The organism is Providencia sp. PROV236 (assembly GCF_033676985.1).
GTDB lineage: Bacteria > Pseudomonadota > Gammaproteobacteria > Enterobacterales > Enterobacteriaceae > Providencia > Providencia manganoxydans.
This window is the reverse complement of sequence record NZ_CP096297.1, coordinates 1,141,414-1,164,891: the sequence shown is the minus strand read 5'-3', so window position 1 is coordinate 1,164,891 and position 23,478 is coordinate 1,141,414. Positions and strand designations below refer to the sequence as shown.

Genomic DNA, 23,478 nt, shown 5'->3' with positions numbered 1-23,478 from the left:
TCTCAATCAAACTGTAATACAAACTGCGCTGTCGCTTCGGCCTTACCAGCTTTGATATTCTTTCCATAGCGATAATACTCCGCTTTTAAAGGAACCGTTGTTTCCCCTTTTTGCAAGTCGGCCAATTTTACAAATTGCTGATTAACTAATACCGTATCCTCACTCAATGGTGATTTCACAACAAAACCAATCCCACTCGCGTTACTGCCTTGGCCTTCATTATCAATTTTAATAATGGATTCTTTACCATCATAACTTTCAGTTTTGTTTGCCTGTAATTTTATTTTTGCAGATACATTACCAGTACAAACAATATTCATATTTTCTTCCACTGCCGATGATTCTGATGGAAAACCTATTGATGAAAATGCCGTAGTTGGTAAGCGCGGTAAATTAAAAGCCAGATCAGTATTTTGAGCAGTGCATGATGTCGGTGCACTAATCACTTTACCTTTTAGCTCATAAGTGTAACCAACACGTGTCGTTCCGCCACCAGTACTATGCCTCTTAATTAAAGCAGCACCAATCACAGAGTTATTAAATGTTGTTTCTTGTGGATTATCTTTTGCCGCATAGAGGATAACGGTTAAATCCAGCGGCATAAGTTGGCCTTCAGGTACAGGTATTTCTTGCCCTGGACGGTTACGAAATGCTAAACCCGTTCTATTATCAATTAAAACATAAACAATATTTGCAGGGCCTCCAGCATGGACATGGTAAGCAGGTTGGCCATTGATATCACCATAATACCTTGCATAAATACCACTGCCTTCCCCATAAGTTGCATAGCCGTATACTTGCGCATCAACACCACACTTAGCGACTCCACCACGACCGCCTTGTCGCTCAAAATTAAAGCGCCCTAATTCGTCATGTTGTTTTATAACACCGCTTAATTTTACTTCTATAGTAGCTCGCATTGTCGAATGATTTTGTCCTTCTCCGCCCTCCTGACAATCTTGAGCAGCAAATGCAAAGCCATTACAGAATAGTAATAATATGAAATTTAAAGCAAAGGTATAAAATCTATCTATTTGATATCTCATTATTATTTATCCTGCTATCGACAGTCTGAATTGATTAAATAAAGACCGTTATTTGATAAATTATGCTCAACGTTATAATCCATAGAACAAGACTCATAAACGCCTTCATTTTTCCAATTAATCTTAATTTTTCCTGTAGGCTTTTCTGTGACCAAATATAGGGTATTAAAGTTGGAAACTAAATGTGTCGCGCCATCCTCTTCAATGGCTTTAGCACCGACAGGCAGTTCTTTATATGTTGAATGTTTCAACTTAAATAATATTTTGTAGCCCTTTTTCGCTTCAAAATCTGCCAGAATCAAAGCACCTTTTGTCGGAATAACGTTATTAATAATGTTATTTTCAATTTCGGTATCTTCTGGCAGCGTCTTTGTATCAATCGCTAAGGTGTTTTTACGGTAAGGTGCAATACCTGGCACAATAGCCAATCCAGAAGAATTGGTTTCAACTGACTGCCCGTTAATCACACCGACCCCTTGAGCACCTTTTGTTAATATCAATGCACTCGTTTCTTGCATTGATGGTGCTAATACCACACCATATTGAGTGCCAACAAATGCACCGCTGATGCCATAATTTAAATTTTTACTGTGTTCGCTATATGCATAGCCTGCATTCATTACTGCATAACTAGAACGGTAAGCAGTACTGAGTCCACCTGCATAACCAACACCTTTATCGCCATAACTTTGGTAGATATCCCAATTTCCTCTGTACGACTCACCATAATTACCACTTAATCGAGCTGTTTGTAATGTTCGATGTTGATCATCAGTTGATATGCCATAGTTAACGTGCATAGAACGATCAAAGAGATCAAATGGCACACTCATATTCAAATTTAAATTGTATGCGCTTTTATTGTCAGGGTTAAATTGCTGACCTTTTGAGTATGTATAGTAGATACTATAAGTAATTCTATTAATATTACTATTAAAACCCGCATTATATGACTGTTGTTTGTTTCCGCTACTATATTGATAAACAACAGTATTTAAATTAATTGAGCTAGAATTATTAAATATTGGCTGTGTCAGTGATAATGTATATTCATTTTTTAACTTATCATTATTACTTTGGTATTTTTCATCATAGGAAAACGCATCATTTATATTTAAAAAATCAGTATCAAAATGACGGAATCCCGCTAATGTAACGCTAGTATTTGTTAATTCAATTCTTTTCGAGTAGTTGACTCTAAATGCATTGCCATTCAATACATCGTTAGTAAGGTTAGCCTTAGAATGCACAATGTCTGCTGTAATCGCACCGATGTTACCAAGGTTAAAACCGGAACCAAACGCATAAGCTTGGTAATCACTGGCCAGCAAAACACCACTAAAAATGGTGACATAATCAGTTAAACCATAGTAGATTTCAGCTTCATTGATATAAGTGCCATCACCTTTGTTATTACCATCATACTTACCGCTAGCGAGACTATATTTAATGCTTCCTTTTCGCTCTAAAAATGCGATCGAAGAAAAAGGAACGATAAAGTTAACTTCACTACCGTTTGATTCCTGCACAGAAACATACAGATTTCCACCATTACTCATTGGATAATAATCAGTAATTTCGAAAGGTCCAGCAGGAACGCTCTTTTTATAGATAACTTGATCATTCTGTACGATAGTAACTACTGCTTCAGAATTAGCAATACCGTTAACACTTGGTGCATAGCTCGTTAAATCATAAGGTTCCATTTGCCTATCAGTGGCTAACTTGATCCCCTTAAACTTAAAAGAATCAAACAGTTGTGAACTAGTATATAAATTACCTAATGTTAATTCGCTTTTAATTACATTGATATTTCTTGAAATGGTATTACTAATATTATTCCATTTGTTTTTTTCATTTACATTGTTAGACCAAGTAGAATAATTGCGAAATCGCCAAGCATCAAAGTTAACTTTGGTTTGAATATTGCCATAATAGTTATCATCAAACTTTCCATGTTCATAACGGTTAAACGATGAAAATGAATAGTTAATAAAAACAGCAGGAATACCGTTATCCCACTTTTTTTCCTCTATTTCGTTAACTCTTTTTTTATTAATCATTGCTTGTGGTATGGACAGTGAATAAACCCTTGTATTTAAGTCAAGATAACTTTTCATATACTCAATACGATTAATATTGAAGCATTCTTGCTCTATGCTCTGAGGGTTATGAAAATCGATACCGAAGCTTTCCCATTCAGTTAAACTGAAGCAAGGTATTAACGTTTTAGTGTCATTATCCCCAGGCATTAATACAAACTTAACCTCTTTAGAGAAAATATGATTATTATTAATATAAAATTTTACGTAATAATCTCCAGGTGCTAGATCGTTTTCTTTAAAAACATCTAAGTCTTCGTTAGTGAGTTGCGTATCCATGCCTGCAATATTCAACAAGCTAGGGGAATAGTAGTCTGCTGCTCTAATATAAAGTGGAAATGTAGTTAATAAAATGGTAATCGAAATAGATAATAAAGAATACGTTTTCTGATAATTATGCTTCATGTCCCTTTACTCTTTTGTATGGTTATTATTTTATGAAGTAATTAACATCTAGCCCCTTACCAAAATCATCAATATAGTTTAGGGTGATGTTTTTATCTCCATTAATTGCTTTAGGGAGTTTAATTATCGATTCAGAATACGGTTCTAAATAGCTAGGAGCCTCAATAGCTTTATTATTAATCTTTAACGTTGCAATATTGATGAAAAAAGGTGTTGGATTAGTTACTTTTATACCTGATGGTGTATAACTCCAACTCAACTCATTAATGGATACTGCTAGTTTCTTATCCGACACATTTTTTGGTCGATAAATTAACTTGATTCGATTTGTCATCGAATAACGTAAAACATTTTCTAGATCTTCACTACTAGGTGCGACAAACTTCACATTCAGCCAATACAATGATTCTCTATCATTAGGTAGTTCAGCTATTTTCGTTAACTGAATGGTATTTTTTTGTTCTGCTCTTAATTTTAATAATGGTGGTGTCACAGCAAAGTCTTGAGTAATTTTCCCTTTTATGTCCTCAACCCATGACTGAAGTAAATAATTTCTATTTTTATCACTATTAAATGCAACAACGCCTTCACTTTTATCTTTCTCATGATAAACAACGCGGGTTGTTTCTAAACCAAACCCTGCATAGCAAGTTGAAATTGAGCTCAAAGTTACCAATAGAATAGATACTAATTTTTTCGCAAACACAATATTTAGCTCCAAAAAATTAACGCAGATTAATATTAAATAATCTGCGTTTTTAAATTATTTATAGGTGATTTTATAATTTAAAGTTGCATCCGCCTGTCCAGCTTCTACGGTATCATCCGTACTTACATATTTAGCAATAAATGTACCACGCCATTCAGAGCTATTTCCTGATACATCGATATCTTGACTTTTACTTCCATCAACCACGATTGGATTTGCTAAGTCATCTTCATGATAGATACGGATACCTACATTTTTTGCAACACCAGCACTGCCTTCATTATCTAGTTCTAAAATAGTGTCATCATAACGTTTAGCCTTACCCATTAAATTAATAGTCACTGTTCCTTGATCTGGACAATCAATAAGTTCTATTTTTAATTTACCATCACCACCAGTACCACCGACTTCATCATCTTCACCATTAAATTCACTGGTTGCAAAACGACCCATTTTAACCTCGGCGTCAGGCGAGTAGGAATCATTAAGATTAATAGTGCATGTAGCGTTATAAATAAGCCCTTTAAATGATATTGTACCTGTTTGCTCTTCAGCTAATGCAGAAAAAGAAAAGCTAGAAATAATCGTAGCCATTAAGATACTTTTAGTTGATAAAATTTGCATTTATATCCCCATATAAGATTCATTGTTATTAATAGTAATTTTACTTATTTTAAGTTCAATCAATGAAATTATTTCTAGGCGAAACTATGCCTGCCAATTTATTATTCAAAGATTGATCTAACAGATCCCGCTAATGATATTGAGATTTTAAAAGTAATAATAAATTATTAGCCCTCTCATAGGTAACCCGTAAGAAGAGTATAGTTGAGGAATATAATTATGTATTTATATAAATCTTTCAAAAGATGAATTTATTGATATACGGCACATATTTTAGAAAGAAATAAACCATTGTTTTTAAAGGAATTAATTTATTGACTTATATCAATAATTTATCATCCATTTAGCTAAAACAAAAAATATTTTATTATCAATGAATTACACATCATTGATGTAGACAACTCAAATTACTTTACTCATATAAATTGCATTATTTTTTTACACTTTTTTGGAGTAACATGATGATAACGCCACCAAACAAGTCATATTTAGACCAAAAAGACATCATGATTTACTCATATAAAGCAAAAAACCAAGGTGAATTTCACCTTGGTTTTTAAAATACATTTACATTGTTATTAGGAAGCCATCAATATTGTTACAAGAGTAATTATAACCTAAAAAATCACCTCTTATTTAATCTTTCCATCGCGGTAGTAATATCATTTTCCACAAGAGAATTATATTACAGATATTATCCTTTATTTAACTTTGGCCATTTTAAATGGCCACCCTATATTAAATGTAAATTTCAATAGTTACCGCAGATAAATTATCATTTAAATATTTGCTTACTTAGCTTACTAAGTAAAAGCACCTACTTAAATTAGCTTCTTAAACCTCTACCTTGCTCGATTAAATACCATGTTAACGCATAAAATACGACCAAGAAGATAAGTAATACACCTAGAGTTACCGCAATTGATACATCTGCAATCCCTAAAAAACCATACCGAAAACCACTGATCATATAAACGATTGGGTTTAATTTGGATACAGCTTGCCAAAATGGAGGCAATAATGACAATGAGTAAAATACACCACCTAAATACGTCAAGGGGGTTAATACAAAGGTTGGTACGATACTAATATCATCAAAGGTTTTAGCAAAAATAGCGTTTAACAAACCCGCCAACGAAAAAACAATCGCCGTCAGTAACAACGTGATTACAATCATCATCCATGAATGCACTTGTAACGGAATAAAAAATAACGATACAACAGTTACCAACAAACCAACTAAAATTCCCCTAGCGACTCCACCACCAACAAAACCCGCAATAATCACATGGGTCGGTACAGGAGCGACCAGAAGCTCTTCTATATTTTTTTGAAATTTAGAACCAAAGAATGAAGAGCAAACATTCGAGTAAGAGTTTGTGATGACTGCCATCATGATCAAGCCTGGTACTATAAATTGCATATAATCAACACCTCCCATCTCGCCAATTCGGGAGCCAATTAGGTTGCCAAAAATGACAAAATAGAGCGACATAGTGATGACAGGCGGTAATAAGGTTTGTACCCAGATACGAGCAAAACGAGTGATCTCTTTAATCCAAATCGTTTTTAGTGCAACCCAATACAGAGAAATCATTTTGTTTCCTCCAAAGGTGCAACACCGTTATCTCTTTTTACTAAGTTCACGAACAACTCTTCTAAACGGTTAGCTTTATTACGCATACTGACAATTTCAATTCCTTGCTCATTTAGCTGACTAAATACACCGTTTAACCCTTGTTCCCTCTTAACATCCACTTCCAAAGTTGAGGTATCAATTAAACGTGTTTCATAACCTTTCAATTCAGGGATAGGGCTTTTGGCACCAAGGTCAAAAATAAAAGTTTCAGATTCCAATTGACTCAGCAATTGTTTCATACTGGTATTTTCAACTAATTCTCCATGTTGAATGATCCCAATATTACGACATAGCATCTCTGCTTCTTCCAGATAGTGAGTGGTTAAAATAATGGTGGTACCTTGCGCATTCAGCTTTTTCAAAAAGCTCCACATTGAGCGACGTAGCTCTATATCAACACCCGCTGTTGGTTCATCTAAAATGAGCAATTTAGGTTCATGCATCAAAGCACGTGCAATCATTAACCGGCGTTTCATCCCACCCGATAAATTACGCGCGCGCTCATCACGTTTTTCCCATAAATCCAGTTGAGAGAGATACGTTTGTGCCCTTTGATGAGCAACAGAACGTGAAACACCGTAATAACCGGCCTGATTAAGGACTATCTGTAATACGGTTTCAAATGGGTTAAAGTTAAATTCTTGTGGGACTAAACCCAACTGTTGTTTGGCTAGGACCACTTGTTTGTCTAAATCATAACCAAAAACTTTTACTGATCCGCTGGTTTTGTTAACCAGAGAACTAATAATTCCTATCGTTGTGGACTTACCCGCGCCATTGGGGCCAAGTAATGCATAAAAGTCACCATCTTCTACGCTTAGATCAATTCCTCGCAACGCTTTCACGCCACCTGAATAGGTTTTGGTTAATTGCGATAACTCAAGTGCGTAAGTCATATGTAAAAAACACCTTTATTCTTGGGGCAGTTTAGTAGCAATATAATAATGTTAAACTCGAAATAATTCGAGGCGCAGCTCAGCGGCAAGTCAATGAGTCACAAGGAACATACATAAGCATGTAATGCGTAGCGAGTGAACATAGCCACTATGCCTCAACAAAAACCGCTGCAACTTGAAGTATGACGAGTCTATGATGCCATTTTTTTACTGGCACCGTTATGCAGAAAGAGTAAATGGGTATATGCTATTTAATTCATATAGTTAATAATACCAAGATGGTATGCCTGTAATAAAATGAGCATCATAGGATGCAATAATTAATGCAACAAACTATTAATTAAGAAATACTGTATAAGATTTTAACGTAAAGTAACACAACTAGGCTATACGTCATGATGAGAAAAATTGAAGAGCTGTTCGCGAATAATGAAGCTTGGTCAGCTTCAGTAAAAGAAGAAAATCCTGAGTTTTTTAAAGAGTTATCTAAAGCGCAGAAACCACGATTCCTATGGATAGGTTGTTCAGACAGCCGAGTACCTGCTGAAAAATTAATCAATGCAGCTCCAGGCGATCTTTTCGTACACCGCAACGTTGCAAACCTTGTTATTCACACAGATTTAAACTGTTTATCAGTGATCCAATATGCTGTTGATGTCCTGCAAGTTGAACACATTATTATCTGTGGTCACTATGGTTGTGGTGGTATTGAAGCGGCGGTTGATAATACCGAACTCGGCCTAATTAATAACTGGCTACTACACATCCGTGATATTTGGTACAGACACAGCTCAATGCTCGGCGAGCTGAAACCTTGCGAGCGTTTAAACCGTTTATGTGAATTGAACGTGGTTGAGCAGGTGTACAATCTAGGTCACTCAACCATTATGCAATCAGCATGGAAACGTGGGCAAAAAGTGATGATCCACGGCTGGGTTTACGGTATCAATAATGGTCGCTTACATGACCTACATACCACCGCAGATAGTCGAGAAAAACTGGAGCTTTGCTATCGTGAGGCGATTGCTAAGCTGACAAATAAAAAATAAATATTTTACAAATTAAAGTTCGAGTTGCAGCGGTTTTTGTTGAGATATAGTGGCTATGCTCATTTGCACTATTCGCCTAGTTGCAACTTGAATTGTGTAAGTAATATGCTTTAGCAAAACAAAGGGCCACTCATCCGAGTAGCCCTTTGTTATTTAGTACCTATGACGATATGAACTTAAAATAATTTGAAGTATAACGTATATACCGAGTTATTACTCTTCAATCAAAGTCACATGGCCAATATAGGGTAAATGGCGATATTGCTGTGCATAATCAATACCGTAACCAACCACAAATTTATCTTCGATTGAGTAACCAATCCACTCAACGGGCACGTCAACTTCACGGCGTGATGGTTTATCCAGTAATGTACAAATCGCAACAGATTTAGGTCCACGCAATTCAAAAATTTCACGAACCTTGTTTAAGGTGTTCCCTGAATCAATAATATCTTCAACAATCAATACATGTTTACCGCGGATGTCTTCGTCTAAATCTTTGACAATTTTAACGTCGCGGCTTGAATTCATTGCATTGCCGTAGCTTGAAACGGTCATGAAATCGACTTCGTGAGGAACATCAATTTTACGGCACAGATCCGCCATAAAAATAAAAGAGCCTTTTAATAAGCCAACTAAAACCAGCTCACCATCAACGTTTTTATAGTGTGCGCTGATTTTTTCTGCGAGTTCACCAACACGCTGGCTCAGCGCTTCTTCAGAGATCATCACTTCAAGAGTATGTTTCAATTTACCAATACCTATTTGTTTTAACACCAAAAACTCATATTACCTACAGCCGCTTACCCTAAATAAAAACAGTGCGTAAGAAAAAATGAGAACATAATTCGAAGAGTATACCAGAACTCACGATTGGCGAAAAATAGCTGTGATTGATTTTTACCAACAGCCGTTTTTTAGCAATTAATGTCTGTTCTCGCTTTTTTAATCATCCAGAGCACGAAGGTGATCGTTTTTATTCAAGGTCAGCAGAGCCAATAAACTGATCAGCGCTGTCGCCATCACATACCATGCTGGAATATCAAGATTACCCGTTTGTTTGATCAAACCGGTAATGATAAGACCTGCACAGCCTGAAAATACCGCATTAGATAACGAGTAAGCCAATCCTAGTCCTGTATAGCGAACTTTGGTTGGAAACATCTCGGCTAGCATCGCAGGACCAGGCCCTGCAAGTAGGCCCACGATCCCACCCGCAATAAAAACCACCACCGCTTTGATCAATAAAGTCGATGATTCACTTTGTAATATCTTTAGAAGTGGTAACGAGAACACTAACAATAAAATAGTGGCTAGTACCATAATATTACGTCGCCCTATTTTATCACTGAGCATTCCAGCAGGGAGGATAGTCACCGCAAAGCCAACATTTGAAATAACGGCAATTAATAACGCGGTATTAAAATCAGTATGCAGTGATGATTGAAGATAGGTTGGCATGATCACTAAATAGGCATACCCTGCGGCAGACCAAGCCATTAATCGTCCAATACCAAGGAAAATGGCTTTGAAGATATCGACTTTAGCCGCATTCGTTTCTGATTGTTCTTTTTGTTGAGCAGACACGAAACTTGGTGTTTCCTCCATGTTGTATCGCAACCATAAAGCCAACAGCCCCATTGGTAATGCTAACCAGAAAGGGATCCGCCATCCCCAATCATGTAAACTTTCTGTACTCATTAAAAAAGAAAGTAAAGACACTACGCCAACACCAGCTAACAGACCTAGAGCAACAGTGAACGATTGCCAAGCACCAAATAGCCCTCTTTTCCCTTTTGGTGCAGATTCCGTCATTAATGAAACCGCGCCACCATATTCACCACCCGCAAATAAGCCTTGGAAAATCCTTAACAAAGTAATAATAATCGGTGCTGCAACGCCAATAGTTGCATAAGTAGGTATAAAACCAATCGCAGTGGTGACTAGCGTCATCATGACTAACACAAATATGAGTGTCGGTTTACGGCCTAACTTATCCCCAATGCGTCCAAATATCAGTGCGCCCAATGGCCTAAAAAAGAAAGCGATAGCGAATGATGCATAGGTTAAGAGGATCGCCGTAATCTGTGATTCTTCTCCTGAGTAGCTAAAAAAGTTTTGAGCTATAATAGTGGCAAGGAAACCATAGATAGCAAACTCATACCACTCAATAAAATTACCAACCGAACCTGCAAGTAAAGCTCGCTTATGACTATATGAACTGATAGCCATTTCATTTGAATTTTGCATATTTTGGACTCAGATGAGTGTTGTAATTATTATCTAGAGTATATACTCGTCATACTTCAAGTTGCAGCGTTGTTGACCTCGTTCAGCTAGCCGAATCACATAGTTTATCTATGCTCCCCGACTATCTTCACTTGTCGTCTATCTGCACCATGAATTATTTAGAGTATAGATGCTGAATAAAATTAAATGAGTCAAAAGTTTCAATAAAAAAGCCATCAAGGTATTTTATGATGGCTTATCGAAGGTTGGTTGGCGAATTTTAACTGACCGTAAAGCCCATCATCATACCTGTATCTTCATGTTCTAATAGATGACAGTGCGCCATATAAGGATGTTGTTGAGTCGCAGGATGTTTAAATTCAACTAATATCTCACTCACTTGGCCTTCGACTTTGACAATATCTTTCCAACCTTGTCGATGAGGCTCAACAGCTCGCCCGTTTTCTTTTAAGATACGGAATCGTGTTCCATGAACATGGAATGGATGAAGCATCATATCGCCCCGCCCTGAAACGACCCAGATCTCTTGCTGATTGATTGGTGCATTAAACGCAGCTTCAGTCATAGAGAATGCTTGGCCATTGATAGTATTAGCATTATGAATATTTAATTCGCCACTACCCATACCACAATGATTACCGCCGCCCATATTTCCCATATTACGTTGATTCATGCCACCATGACTCATCATGCCGCTGTTTCCACTATTTGACATCATATGGCCGTTCATCATAGCACCGTGCCCTGCCATGTTGCCCATTGCTTGGTCACCGTAGCGTTCACGCAGCATCATCATTCCTTGCATATCTAAACGCATATCCATCATCAGATGAAAACGCCGCCGAGTTAGACCGGCTAAAGAAGGGATAGCTGAAATAGTAGCCAATTGCTCAGGAAGTTTTCCTTCTCCTGTGCTCATCGTCGTTTCAATACGCAAAACGGGTAGCGGTTGGTTAAAGGGTGCGATCGTCATTCCCATTTGGTTCACAGGTAGTGTGACTAAATCAAAAGCACGCCCATCTCTCGCATCAATCAGAACTTCAAAGCGCTCCCCCATTAAAATAGGTAGCTCAGTAACAGCTATTGGCTCTGCTAATAACCCACCATCACTTGCGACAACATACATTTTTCGCCCATCGCTGGTAGAAATATTGAGGCTACGTGCGTTACAGCCATTAAGTAGTCTTAAGCGTAACCAACCTTTAGGCGCAACGTGTTTTGGAAATACTGCCCCATTGGTCAGCATGAGATCCCCAAACCAACCAACAGCAGCACTCATTACATCTAACTGATAATCAATCTGCCCATCATCTTTAAGGCGTTTATCTTGTAAGATCACTGGGATATCATTAATTCCCCAATCACTTGGTAAACCATGCTTATTACTTTCATCATCTTTAATAATGACTAACCCAGCCAATCCCATGGCAACTTGGTAACCTGTTTTTCCATGTGTATGAGGATGGAACCAGCAGGTTGCTTCAGGTTGATTGACCGTAAAATTTACCTGACGGTTAGCGCCTGAAGCGATAATAGCTTGTGGCCCGCCATCTTGTTCACCCGAGATTTCAAGGCCATGCCAATGCACGGTAGTTTCATCAGAAAGTTGGTTAGCGATATTAATATTGACGTTCTGCCCATTTTTCAGACTAAGTGCAGGGCCAAGCAGATCACCGTTATATCCCCATGTGGTGGTTTTTTTACCCGGAACAAACTGGGATACACCTTGTTTAATCGCTAATTGGATATTACCTTGTGCATCAGGCTCAATCAGTGGCGGGATAGCTAGAGCTGGGAAATTTTCCGCGGCGACCGCAATACGGCTCCACATAGGTAGCGCACTTGCGGCATAAGCTAGGGCACTTAACTTAATGAAATCACGGCGTAACATTGATAACCTTCCTTTTTATTTATCAAATCAATAAGATAATTAAACCAATAGCTCTACTTGAGATTATCGTTTAGAAACAAAATATGGTTTAATATTCTCTAAATAATTCGAGATCCAGCTAGACGCCCGTCAATAAGTCGCTTTGAGCACAGAAAACACGGTGACTAGCACGAGTGAGTGTAGTCCACATACCTTAGCGAGAGGCGTTGCAACTTGAATGATGATGAGAATATCTAAAAATGATAAAGCTTCCCCTTACAGGAAGGTCAAGGAAACCACAGAGTTATTATGGGTATATTACACAGATTTAAGAAAAATATACTTGACTAACAATTCTATTATTATGTTAACGTTACTTGACATAAAAAACAGATAGAATATTGAATGCGCAAATTTACCGTAATTTTTTACCTCATTACTCTGTTAGGGATAACACATTCTGCCAGAGCACTAAGCCCCAATGAAGCTGAAGATCTTGCTGATCTGACGGCGGTTTTCATTTATTTAAAATATGACTGTGGTTATTCGCAAATTCCCGATCGAGAAATTGAACGTGCCATTATTTACTTCGCTCGTAGTAACAAATGGGATCTCGGTGATTATGATTCCAGTAAAATGACCCAGTTAAATAAGGAAAGCTACAATGATCTCAAAGGGATCCCTCTTTCTCAGGAGTTTAAATGTCAATCTTTGGCTCGCGACTCACTAGGATTATTCGCTTACGTCAAATAACGAAACGCTAAGTCATTCAAGGAGCAACTAAAAGACCTGCCAATCAGCTGCTAGGGAACTTAGAAAACACAGTGACTGACATCAGAAAACGTAAGTCACCATGCCCCAATATAAAATGCAGTAACTTGAAACATGACGAGTCTCTATACTCCCCCTTAATCAGGGGAGCTACTATTCCTCTTCTTCGCTCTGCGCTCCTGCCAAAACATAGCAATAGATGGGATACTTTGAATGATCACCATTCTAATAATGTGATTCGACATCACGAACCCTGCGTCGAGATTCATGGTAATAGCCGCAAATGTCATCGCTTCCATGCTGCCTGGCGCCCATGCTAGCAACAAGACAGGGATAGGATATCCTGTTATCCAAGATGCAAATACCGTGATCAATAAGGTTAAAAAGATATTTATAATGACGACTTGCGCTGACGAATAAATATTTTTGATCAGCGATGAAAGTGGAAACACAATAAAATGGTTACCAATATTCATCCCAATCAGCACCATGCTAAGTTCAGTGATCAAAACAGGGAAATTGAGTTGTATATCAAGCCAACTCTGAATTAAGGTTGCTGCTCCCAAAGAAGTCAACATAAAGGGGGCGGGGACATGCATTCTTTGTAAAACCAACCCTAAGCCTAGCCCCGTTAATACAATTACCAATAGCCAAAATGATGATTGCCATGTTAAAGAAGGAAGTACCAAAAGAGGCTGTGGGTCTCCATCACTACCAACGACAACACCCGCTAATAAAATTAGAATAATCAAACGGATAGTATGTGAAATAACAATTTTTTGTGGTGGAGTATGGGTATGATCAGTCAGTGCTAATATCGCAGCCATTGCGCCAGGAACAGAACCTAACATAGCCTCTTGCTTTGTCCAGCCCACTTTACGATGAAACCAGAAGTAGCTAAATGAAAACTGTACTGCGAGGCAAACCACTAGCATGATTAATAACAAAAATAGGTTTTCAGCTTGCCCAAGAGAGACTTGATTAAACATCAAGCCAACAGAGGTACCGAGTGATATTTGTACAAATGTTAAGGTATATTTAGGAACTGCAAATTGGATCTTAAAACGGTTAAACACAATAACAGCGATGATAGGGCCAAACATCAGGGCAAGAGGTACGCCTAGGTGTGTCATTGTCCCACCAATTAAGGCACAAATAACAATCCCCAGTCCCATCTTCAATAATCTTATCATCACACAACCTTATTACTGCAAGAGCATTCAGTGCTTCGATTTATTTAGAGTATAATAGTATCGTTTAACTTGATTGGATTCATTACATTATTGATATATAAATAATCTATAAGTGCTTTATTACTGACCATCATATTAATAAGGAAAGCCGATGACACTGCGTATTACCACTTCCCCTTCCGAAGCCGAAATTGAGCAGATTTATCAGTCATTGCTTACCTATAATTTACAATTTTTCAATGAAGATATTCATAGTCCCCTTGCTGTTTTTTATGAGCGAGAGGGCAAAATATTAGGCGGAATTACCGGTTCTAAACTCGGTAATTGGCTTAGGATAAAATACCTTTGGCTTGATGAATCGCTCCGCAAACAAGGTATCGGAACACAATTGATTCAAGCAATGGAAGATAAAGCTAAACAGTTGGGGGCAAAATACGCTGAAGTCGATACTTTCAGTTTCCAAGCTAAGCCATTTTATGAAAAACAAGGCTACCAAATCATTTCAACGCTGATTGAATACCCCGTTCAACATGAAAAATATTATTTTATGAAAAAATTATCATGTTCTTAACAAAGAACGATAGCCCCCTACAGTTCTTTGTTGATAATTCGAGGTGCAGCTAGGCGACAAGTGAATGAGTCGCTAGGAGCATACATAAGTATGTGACTGACGCGAATGAGCGTAGTCACCATACCTTAACGAAAAGCGCTGCAACTTGAAGTATGACGAGTATCGTTACAACGTATTTTTATCTGCAATAGCTTGGTTAATAATCGCTTTTGCAATCCATTGTGTTAATTCAATCACTTCACTATCATTTTGCTTCCAAATATCTTTTAAGACTAAAAAGATTTCAGAACCATAAATCACTGAAAAAGCTTTAATCACTTTATCAATCAGTTCTGCGGGGAATTCACCTTTCATGGGTGCGGTGACCATAGCTAAAATATCTTTACGGTTCCCTCTTTCAAGGCGTTTTTCTTTTGGATCTAAATTCAATGAGCGTCCCTCTGCCCACTGCTGCAATGAAACCTGTAATGCGGCTCTTAATGCCCCTTCATGTTCAAACATTCTAGGCAAAGCAAAGGATAACAATTCTTTAATGCGTTCCTCTGTTTTTTCACTTTGTGGACGCCATGTTAAAATAGGACCAAGGCTCGCATTAACTGTTGCAGCGATCAGATCGCTTTGAGTTGGAAAATAACGATAAGCGGTCGCCCTTGATACCCCAGCCTCAATAGCCAATTCAGAAACAGATGGCATACCTCCTTTTTCAAACAGTTCTAATGCCGTATTAACTAATAATATATAAGTACGTTTCCTTGTCCCTTTATATTCATTACTAATATTTATTGATGACATCGTTCCCTCCTCCTGAAAACGTTTTGCGACAACAACGATTAACTCATCATGTCATTTTGCCGTAATGGCGGCTACTGCTTATTGAGTTATCTTGAGAACTTATCATTGAGATTGCAAAAACATGACATTTACTTAAAAAGTAAAAACGGCATAAAATTAAAATACTATTATTTATCAATAAATTATTATTATCACAATAAATTTATGTTAATAAAACCAAAAAATGAGACTGCAATCTCATTTTACATTTAACACAAATGATACTATAGTCTCATTCGGATGATAAATTAAACATCTACCTAACCTATATTCTAAATGATTCGAGGTGCAGCTAGGCGGTAAGTGAATGAATTGCTGAAAGTCACCATCGCTTACCCAAAAGCACTGCAACTGGAAGTATGACGAGTATATAAGGATTTTTCGATGAAACAGCATCAAGGATACATCTACATAGCATCAACGTTAGATACCAAAAGTGACGAATTGTTCTATGTCTGCGATTTAATTAAAGCAACAGGTTTGTCCGTTCGTACCGTCGACCTAACCACTCAGCCAAAACAACTTAACAGAAATGCTGATATTAGTGCCCAAACGATTGCCGAATATTACCCTGATGGTGCTAAGGCCGTATTCTGTGGTGATAGAGGAAAAGCGATAGAAGCGATGTCACAAGCTTTTAGTCTTTACCTTGCGGCTCAAACTGATGTTGCTGCGATATTAGGTTTAGGTGGTTCTGGTGGTACTGCATTGATCACTCCTGCAATGCAAGCGCTTCCCGTTGGTATCCCTAAACTCATGGTTTCAACGATGGCCTCAGGTGATATCTCAGGCTATATCGGAGCAAGTGATATTTCCATGATGTACTCCGTCACGGATGTTTCTGGATTAAATATTATTTCTCGTAAAGTCCTTAAAAATGCCGCTAACCAAATCGCAGGTGCAGTCTATTTTCATCGTGAAGACGATACAGATGAAATATTGAAACCAGCCATTGCCCTGACCATGTTTGGTGTGACAACACCTTGTGTTCAGCAACTCACTGAGCGACTTGAATCGCAATACGATTGCTTAGTGTTTCACGCTACAGGTAGTGGTGGTAAAGCAATGGAAAAATTGATTGATAGTCGCCTGCTACACTCGGTACTCGATATCACCACCACAGAAGTTTGTGACTATCTCTTTAATGGTGTTTTAGCCTGCGATGAAGATCGCTTTGGTGCCATTGCACGGACTGAGACCCCGTGTGTGCTTTCTTGTGGCGCACTCGATATGGTGAACTTTGGCCGACCTTCAACCGTCCCAGAGCAATATCGTGACCGATTATTTTATCACCACAATGCCCAAGTCACCTTAATGCGAACCACCAAAGAAGAAAATCAAATCATGGGCCGATGGATAGCAGACAAACTTAACCGCTGCGAAGGTGAAGTCCGTTTTATTGTGCCTACAGCAGGTTTCTCTGCTTTAGACATCGAAGGTGGGCAATTTTGGGATCCTGAAGCGGATCAAGCATTTATCGATGCATTAACTGAAAATATTATAACAACAGAAAAACGCAAACTTATTTTGAGTCCTTACCACATTAACTCAATGGAGTTTTGCGAACAAGTGATTGATTTACACTCTGAATTCGAGTGCAGCTAGGCGACAAGTGAGTGAGTCGCTAGGAGCATACATAAGTATGTGACTGGCGCGAATGAGCGTAGTCAACAACGCTGCAACTTGAAGTATGACGAGTAATACACCAGGAAATTTTGAACAACGAGTAGAGGTTCACCAATGAAACATAATCGCGAAAGCTTACTGAATAAATTCAAAGAGATGATCGCTAGAGGCGAGCCCATTATCGGCGGCGGTGCGGGTACTGGCTTATCAGCAAAATGTGAAGAAGCGGGTGGCATCGACCTCATTGTTATTTATAACTCTGGCCGCTATCGCATGGCTGGGCGTGGTTCACTGGCTGGTCTGCTGGCTTATGGTAATGCCAACGAAATCGTGATGGATATGGCAAAAGAAGTTCTTCCTGTCGTTAAACACACGCCTGTACTTGCTGGTGTGAATGGCACGGATCCTTTCTGCCAATTCGATCGCTTCCTTGATGAGCTCAAAGCTACTGGATTTGCTGGAGTACAGAACTTCCCGACCGTAGGTCTGATCGACGGTAATTTTCGTGCTAACCTTGAAGAAACAGGAATGGGTTATGGGTTAGAAGTTGATATGATCCGCTTGGCGCATGAAAAAGGCTTACTCACTACACCATACGTATTTAGCCGTGAAGATGCTATCGCGATGACCGAAGCAGGTGCTGACATTATTGTTCCACATATGGGGCTAACCACCGGTGGTAATATTGGTGCAGAAACCGCGTTAACACTCAAAGACTGTGTCCCATTGATTAATGATTGGGCAAAAGCAGCAAAAGCCGTACGTGATGATGTTATTGTGTTATGTCATGGTGGTCCAATCGCCACGCCAGAAGATGCAGAATATATTTTAGCAAATTGCCCTGAGTGCCATGGTTTTTATGGTGCAAGCTCAATGGAACGTTTGCCAACAGAAGTCGCACTAACCGCAACAACAGAAAAATTCAAATCAATTAAGCGTTAATATTTAGCCTACACCAGGGCATTTACTCAAAGCACCTAATTATAGGTGCTTTATTTTTGCTGCTGCCATTTCCACCGCGCTGTTTTTTTGCTTAATACTTTAAACAATAATGGCAATACGACGGGTAAACCAAAATACAATACACCAAAAGCAAAAGCGATATGCGGTTTTTCTGGGAACTCGCCACCTGAAGGGATTAAATTATAGTAATCAATGGCGTTTAGGTACTCAGGGGTCAAACCGCCATACGGTACTAACCAAGACATCATTAACACTAAACAGATGCAAAACATAAAGTTCATTGCCATCAATGCCGAATACCCCATGTTCTCTTGGCGCTCTTTATCGGTTCGGCTGCTTAGCCCATAGATCATGCGATTTAATACGGTAAAACTGTATAAATAAAGGATCAGTGGTGAATCCCCTAATACGGCAAAATTAATGGCAAAAGCAAATAGCCCATATAGCAATGCAAAAAAGATGAGTACTTTGATATTACGCGTGATCGACATGAAAACGCCTGAGTGCACTAAAATAAACTCAAAAATTAGAATTAACGTTAAATTATAAATTAGTGCGACATCATAATATTCAGGAAAAAACCAAACAGAAAGAATAAAGCCTACGTAAAATAACGAGAACCCAACGCCGATCATTTTTGACAACATACGCAGCACACTAAAAGCATGTTTGCTTTCTACTATGTTTTTAGCTGGTTTGTTGCTGGCAGAGAAAAAGGGTTTGGTATCTGCATTATCTTTTTTGTTTGGGCTTTTAGCCATGTTATACACTCAATGAAATACTGCAATTAAAAGCGTAAGCGGCATGAATGCATACTCTAGATAATTCGAGTGAGCGTAGTCACTATAGCTTAACGAACGACGCTGCAACTTGAAGTATAATGAGTATATTTATGGCAATCATGCCATCCAGTATTAGACTAACTTAGCAATCAAATTATCAAGATCACCTTGTAAGAAATTAACCGGTGGAATTTCAATGACAGTATAAGCACCTGACGTCTGTTTCATCGATGCTCTCGCCGCGGAAACCATAAATTGTGACGTCAGCGCAGGGTTATTTATACGCATCGAATATTCAAATAGTTGATTATGCGTAGCTCCAGACACCCCTTTATGAGTCATATGGACGCCATGACCAACATCTTTTAATTCATCCACACTATCAACTTGGCGAATATGTGTTTCATCAGAGGCGAAATAGCTGTCTGCTTTGATCGCTTTTGCAACATCATTAAAATTCGCACCCGCCTCTAACTCTATGTAAACCATACGGCGATGAACGCCCGTACCTAGAGGGATGGTTACTGATAATGCGTCTTTGACACCTGCAATTGCTTTAGCCGCTACACTGTGACCCATACTCATTCCAGGACCAAAGTTGGTGAATGTGACGCCTTTAGGAGCCATAGCTAACATTAATGTACGTAAAATTGAATCAGAGCCTGGATCCCAACCTGCGGAAACAACTGCTACACGATTATGTTGTTTGGCGACGTTATCGAGACGCTTTTTTAGTGCCACAATATCTGAATGCACATCAAAGCTATCCACCGTGTTGATCCCAAGGCTGAGGATCTTTTCAGCTAAATCACCAATGGCACGTGTCGGAGAGCACAGTAGTGCCACATCAACTTTACCGAGTTTTTCAATATCATCAACGACTGTATACGCTGCTAATTCAGTTGGGATATCTTGAATATTACGACGAACTACGCCAACCAGCTCAAAATCTTCCGCAGCTAGCACGGCTTCGAGTGCGTAACGGCCGATATTACCATACCCCACTATCGCAGCTTTAATTTTTGTCATTGTCACTCCTTTACCGTTCTGATGTTGTTTTTTGTATTGATATCAATCGTTACCAATCGCCTTAACTTAGCAGAATCATCAAAATTAAACAAAAGATTAACCTTCCAGCAAATAAGGATCATTAGACTCTGTTATCTAAGATAAAATGCGGGTAGAATCAGCCGGCTTTTCTGACTTATATAATTTTATCCAGATAACATTACTAATATTATTTTGAAGGTTCTCAATGCATCAATCTGATGTCACTGAGAGATCACTCTTTTCTCTCAGTTGGCCAATATTTATTGATATTTTTCTTCATTTGGCCACATTACTTATCAATACCTACATGGTTAGCCACGTTTCAACTGCCTACCTCGCAGCAATGGGGGTTGGGAATCAGGTATTTGATCTTTTTATTACCATATTTAGCTTTATTAGTGTGGGATGTAGTGTTGTTATTGCTCAATATCTCGGCGCAGGACGACGAGAAAAAGCCAATCAAGCTATCCATATTTCTATTGCATTTAACTTTATTTTGGGGCTTTCCAGTGCGCTGATTATCTTATTCTTTGGCTATAAAATTCTCAGCGTCATGAATATGCCTTCGCATTTAATGGATGATGGTTACGCCTATTTACATATTCTTGGCATCTGTTTGATCCCTGAAGCCATTTCCATCATTCTTGCAGCTTGCTTACGTGTCTATGGGAAAGCACAACCTGCAATGTGGGTAACATTAATTGCCAACGTAATCACTGTATTAGGTAATATCATTGTATTGTATGGCTTCTTTGGCCTACCACAATACGGACTCGAAGGAGTTGCATGGTCAACCGTAGTGGGTCGTATTGTCGCCGCTATTCTACTATTTTGCCTGTTATTCTATGGGTTAAGAATTAAGTTTACGCCAAAGCTGCTAATACACTGGTCACGCAATATGCTGGGCAAAATTTTGCATATCGGCTTGCCATCTGCAGGAGAAAACCTTGTGTGGATCCTGCACTTTATGACCGCCTCCGCATTTATCGGCTTAATGGGTGAAAACTCCCTTGCAGCACAAACACTCTATTTCCAGCTATCTCTGTTTATTATGCTATTTGGGATTTCCATTAGTATTGGTAATGAGATTATGGTGGGTCATCTTGTTGGAGCCAAACGCTTTAACGATGCCTATCATCGTGGCGTAAAAAGCTTAAAAATGGGCTTTTATGTCACCATTGGGGTTGTGTTTTTCTTTTGGTTATTCCGTGGGCCAATCCTTGAGAATCTGACCGAAGATCAAAATATTGTCAATCTACTACTCCCTTTGTTCTTATTATCTGTCTTTTTAGAACCCGGTAGAACGATCAACATCGTGATGGTTAACGCACTTAGAGCCTCTGGAGACGCTCGTTTCCCGCTGTGTACTGCAATCATCTTTATGTGGGGTGTGGCTATCCCATTAGGTTATTTCCTTGGTATCAAAATGGAAATGGGTCTACTTGGGATCTGGCTCGGTTTCTTCGCTGATGAGTGGCTACGTGGCTTAACCAATGCATGGCGTTGGCGCTCTCGTAAATGGCAAACTAAGCGTTTGGATTTGGAAAATTAATCTGTCCCATAATGAAAACCTACCTAATTGTATTAGGTAGGTTTTTTGTGATAAACATCAAACTCAAAAAAAATTTCTTCAATATAATAATATTGCAGCAAAATATTCTCTAAAATCATTCTTTCCACTCTAACATAATGAAAATTTTCTCCTGATTTTTATTTAAAATACCCCTATTAAATCGCTGTTTTTAAGGGTACTCACTATGCAAGCTCAATTTCCCCTGTGGCAATACTTTATTAATGCAGTAAAACAAGAAGTAAAGCCTGCATTGGGCTGTACTGAACCAATTTCTCTTGCGCTAGCCGCAGCGAAAGCCGCTGCGTGTGTGGGTGGTGAAGTGACCCGAGTAACCGCATTTGTTTCACCTAACCTAATGAAAAATGGTATGGGGGTTACCGTTCCGGGAACCGGTATGGTAGGACTACCTATTGCAGCAGCACTTGGCGCCATAGGTGGCGATGATAAAGCAGGACTTGAGGTGTTAAAATCAGCGTCCGCATCGGCAATAGAGCTTAGCAAAACCATGCTTGCTCAAGGCTTAATTACTGTTGATATTAAACAGCCTTGTGATGATGTGGTGTATTCAGAAGCAACAGTGTTTACAACACAAGGTTCTGCAACCGTCATTATTGCAGGCTCTCATACCCATGTGGTAAAAGTGATTAAAAATGACAAGGTGATTTTTGATCTTACTCAAAAAGAGCATTCAGAAGACTTCCCTGTTGACTGCGCCGCTGATGTGACACTTCCACCAATTACGGCGAAGGCGGTTTATCAATTCGCAACACAAGCCCCCTTTGAAGATATTCGTTTTATCTTAGAAGCAGCACAGTTAAATGATGCCTTATCACAAGAAGGCTTACGCAATGTGTACGGGTTACACATCGGCAAAACACTGCAAACACAACGTGATCGCGGTTTATTATCAAAAGACTTATTATCAGAGATAATGATCCGCACCTCCGCGGCATCCGATGCGCGTATGGGAGGAGCAATCCTACCGGCAATGAGTAATTCAGGATCGGGTAACCAAGGGATCGCAGCAACCATGCCAGTAGTCGTCACCGCAGACTATTTGCAATCTACAGAGGAGCAGCTTGCAAGAGCCTTAATGTTATCTCATTTAATGGCTATCTATATTCATAATCAATTACCCGCTCTTTCTGCACTGTGTGCGGCTACCACCGCAGCGATGGGGGCTGCCGCAGGTATTGCATGGTTGCTTGAGTCCCGTTATGAAGTGGTTGCCATGGCGATCAGTAGTATGATTGGCGATGTGAGTGGCATGATCTGTGATGGGGCATCCAATAGCTGTGCCATGAAAGTATCAACCAGCGCTAGCGCCGCTTATAAAGCCGTATTAATGGCACTCGATAATAGCTGTGTAAGAGGTTCTGATGGAATTGTGTCTGATGATGTTGACCAATCGATCAGCAATTTATGTTCTTTAGCAACAGGGTCAATGCGCCATACCGACGTACAAATTATTGAAATAATGGCAGCGAAAGCACGATAACTGATTAACTCCCCCCACTACAGGCAATTG

At 38.9% G+C, this 23,478-nt stretch carries 20 protein-coding genes; 7 read left to right on the top strand and 13 right to left on the bottom strand.

Annotation, left to right across the window (positions count from 1 at the left end):
• Nucleotides 1–2: 2 nt before the first annotated feature.
• From M1E96_RS05075 to M1E96_RS05050, 6 genes are all read right to left on the bottom strand, one after another.
• A complete protein-coding gene (locus M1E96_RS05075) occupies nt 3–1,046 on the bottom strand; it encodes a fimbrial protein (protein WP_272580236.1) in 1,044 nt (347 codons plus the stop codon).
• 14 nt (nt 1,047–1,060) lie between these two features.
• Complete coding sequence (locus tag M1E96_RS05070; RefSeq protein ID WP_272580237.1) at nt 1,061–3,553, bottom strand: fimbria/pilus outer membrane usher protein; 2,493 nt, start codon at nt 3,551–3,553, stop codon at nt 1,061–1,063.
• Nucleotides 3,554–3,578: 25 nt separating this feature from the next.
• The gene (locus tag M1E96_RS05065; protein ID WP_349489795.1) at nt 3,579–4,259 is read right to left on the bottom strand and encodes a molecular chaperone; all 681 of its coding nucleotides are present in this window, start codon (nt 4,257–4,259) and stop codon (nt 3,579–3,581) included.
• 57 nt (nt 4,260–4,316) lie between these two features.
• Complete coding sequence (locus tag M1E96_RS05060) at nt 4,317–4,886, bottom strand: fimbrial protein (RefSeq protein WP_369096735.1); 570 nt, start codon at nt 4,884–4,886, stop codon at nt 4,317–4,319.
• Between the two features lie 826 nt (nt 4,887–5,712).
• Complete coding sequence (locus M1E96_RS05055) at nt 5,713–6,483, bottom strand: ABC transporter permease (protein ID WP_070927731.1); 771 nt, start codon at nt 6,481–6,483, stop codon at nt 5,713–5,715.
• Nucleotides 6,480–7,421, bottom strand: coding sequence for an ABC transporter ATP-binding protein (locus M1E96_RS05050; RefSeq protein WP_070927733.1), 942 nt, complete (start codon nt 7,419–7,421; stop codon nt 6,480–6,482). Before M1E96_RS05050 ends, M1E96_RS05055 begins: the two co-directional genes overlap by 4 nt.
• 395 nt (nt 7,422–7,816) lie before the next feature.
• On the opposite strand from M1E96_RS05050, the gene can reads away from it, so the two are divergent.
• Entirely contained in the window at nt 7,817–8,470 is a 654-nt protein-coding gene (gene can, locus M1E96_RS05045; protein ID WP_070927735.1) for a carbonate dehydratase, read from the top strand.
• A gap of 213 nt (nt 8,471–8,683) precedes the next feature.
• Here the strand turns inward: can and hpt are convergent, their stop codons facing one another.
• From hpt to cueO, 3 genes are all read right to left on the bottom strand, one after another.
• Nucleotides 8,684–9,220 (bottom strand): hypoxanthine phosphoribosyltransferase, encoded by a 537-nt coding sequence (gene hpt / locus M1E96_RS05040; protein ID WP_140181539.1) that lies wholly within the window; start codon nt 9,218–9,220, stop codon nt 8,684–8,686.
• 195 nt (nt 9,221–9,415) lie between these two features.
• The gene (locus tag M1E96_RS05035) at nt 9,416–10,720 is read right to left on the bottom strand and encodes an MFS transporter (protein WP_257644808.1); all 1,305 of its coding nucleotides are present in this window, start codon (nt 10,718–10,720) and stop codon (nt 9,416–9,418) included.
• Nucleotides 10,721–10,979: 259 nt separating this feature from the next.
• The gene (gene cueO, locus M1E96_RS05030) at nt 10,980–12,611 is read right to left on the bottom strand and encodes a multicopper oxidase CueO (RefSeq protein ID WP_272580240.1); all 1,632 of its coding nucleotides are present in this window, start codon (nt 12,609–12,611) and stop codon (nt 10,980–10,982) included.
• Nucleotides 12,612–12,995: 384 nt separating this feature from the next.
• Here cueO and M1E96_RS05025 point away from each other — a divergent pair, with 384 nt between their 5' ends.
• Nucleotides 12,996–13,343 carry a YacC family pilotin-like protein gene (locus M1E96_RS05025; RefSeq protein ID WP_272580241.1) on the top strand — a complete coding sequence of 116 codons (348 nt, stop codon included), beginning with the start codon at nt 12,996–12,998 and terminating at the stop codon, nt 13,341–13,343.
• Between the two features lie 155 nt (nt 13,344–13,498).
• Here the strand turns inward: M1E96_RS05025 and M1E96_RS05020 are convergent, their stop codons facing one another.
• Nucleotides 13,499–14,554 (bottom strand): AbrB family transcriptional regulator, encoded by a 1,056-nt coding sequence (locus M1E96_RS05020; protein WP_272580242.1) that lies wholly within the window; start codon nt 14,552–14,554, stop codon nt 13,499–13,501.
• Nucleotides 14,555–14,705: 151 nt separating this feature from the next.
• Between M1E96_RS05020 and M1E96_RS05015 the strand changes: the two genes are divergently transcribed.
• On the top strand, nt 14,706–15,125 hold the full coding sequence (locus tag M1E96_RS05015; RefSeq protein ID WP_272580243.1) for a GNAT family N-acetyltransferase: 420 nt from the start codon (nt 14,706–14,708) through the stop codon (nt 15,123–15,125).
• Nucleotides 15,126–15,290: 165 nt separating this feature from the next.
• Here M1E96_RS05015 and M1E96_RS05010 read toward each other — a convergent pair whose 3' ends face one another.
• Entirely contained in the window at nt 15,291–15,917 is a 627-nt protein-coding gene (locus tag M1E96_RS05010) for a TetR/AcrR family transcriptional regulator (RefSeq protein ID WP_272580244.1), read from the bottom strand.
• Nucleotides 15,918–16,340: 423 nt separating this feature from the next.
• On the opposite strand from M1E96_RS05010, the gene M1E96_RS05005 reads away from it, so the two are divergent.
• Both M1E96_RS05005 and M1E96_RS05000 read left to right on the top strand, forming a co-directional pair.
• Nucleotides 16,341–17,561 carry a Tm-1-like ATP-binding domain-containing protein gene (locus M1E96_RS05005; RefSeq protein WP_272580245.1) on the top strand — a complete coding sequence of 407 codons (1,221 nt, stop codon included), beginning with the start codon at nt 16,341–16,343 and terminating at the stop codon, nt 17,559–17,561.
• A gap of 135 nt (nt 17,562–17,696) precedes the next feature.
• Nucleotides 17,697–18,524, top strand: a complete 828-nt coding sequence (locus M1E96_RS05000) for a phosphoenolpyruvate hydrolase family protein (protein WP_070927751.1) — start codon at nt 17,697–17,699, stop codon at nt 18,522–18,524.
• Nucleotides 18,525–18,574: 50 nt separating this feature from the next.
• Here M1E96_RS05000 and M1E96_RS04995 read toward each other — a convergent pair whose 3' ends face one another.
• Nucleotides 18,575–19,306: a hypothetical protein gene (locus tag M1E96_RS04995; protein WP_070927753.1), complete on the bottom strand. Its 732-nt coding sequence runs from the start codon at nt 19,304–19,306 to the stop codon at nt 18,575–18,577.
• Nucleotides 19,307–19,459: 153 nt separating this feature from the next.
• Nucleotides 19,460–20,356, bottom strand: a complete 897-nt coding sequence (locus M1E96_RS04990) for a diaminopimelate dehydrogenase (protein WP_140185824.1) — start codon at nt 20,354–20,356, stop codon at nt 19,460–19,462.
• 226 nt (nt 20,357–20,582) lie between these two features.
• Between M1E96_RS04990 and M1E96_RS04985 the strand changes: the two genes are divergently transcribed.
• Together M1E96_RS04985 and M1E96_RS04980 are read left to right on the top strand one after the other, a co-directional pair.
• Nucleotides 20,583–21,929, top strand: coding sequence for an MATE family efflux transporter (locus M1E96_RS04985; protein WP_070927756.1), 1,347 nt, complete (start codon nt 20,583–20,585; stop codon nt 21,927–21,929).
• A gap of 205 nt (nt 21,930–22,134) precedes the next feature.
• The gene (locus tag M1E96_RS04980; protein WP_140181497.1) at nt 22,135–23,448 is read left to right on the top strand and encodes a serine dehydratase subunit alpha family protein; all 1,314 of its coding nucleotides are present in this window, start codon (nt 22,135–22,137) and stop codon (nt 23,446–23,448) included.
• Nucleotides 23,449–23,478: the final 30 nt, after the last annotated feature.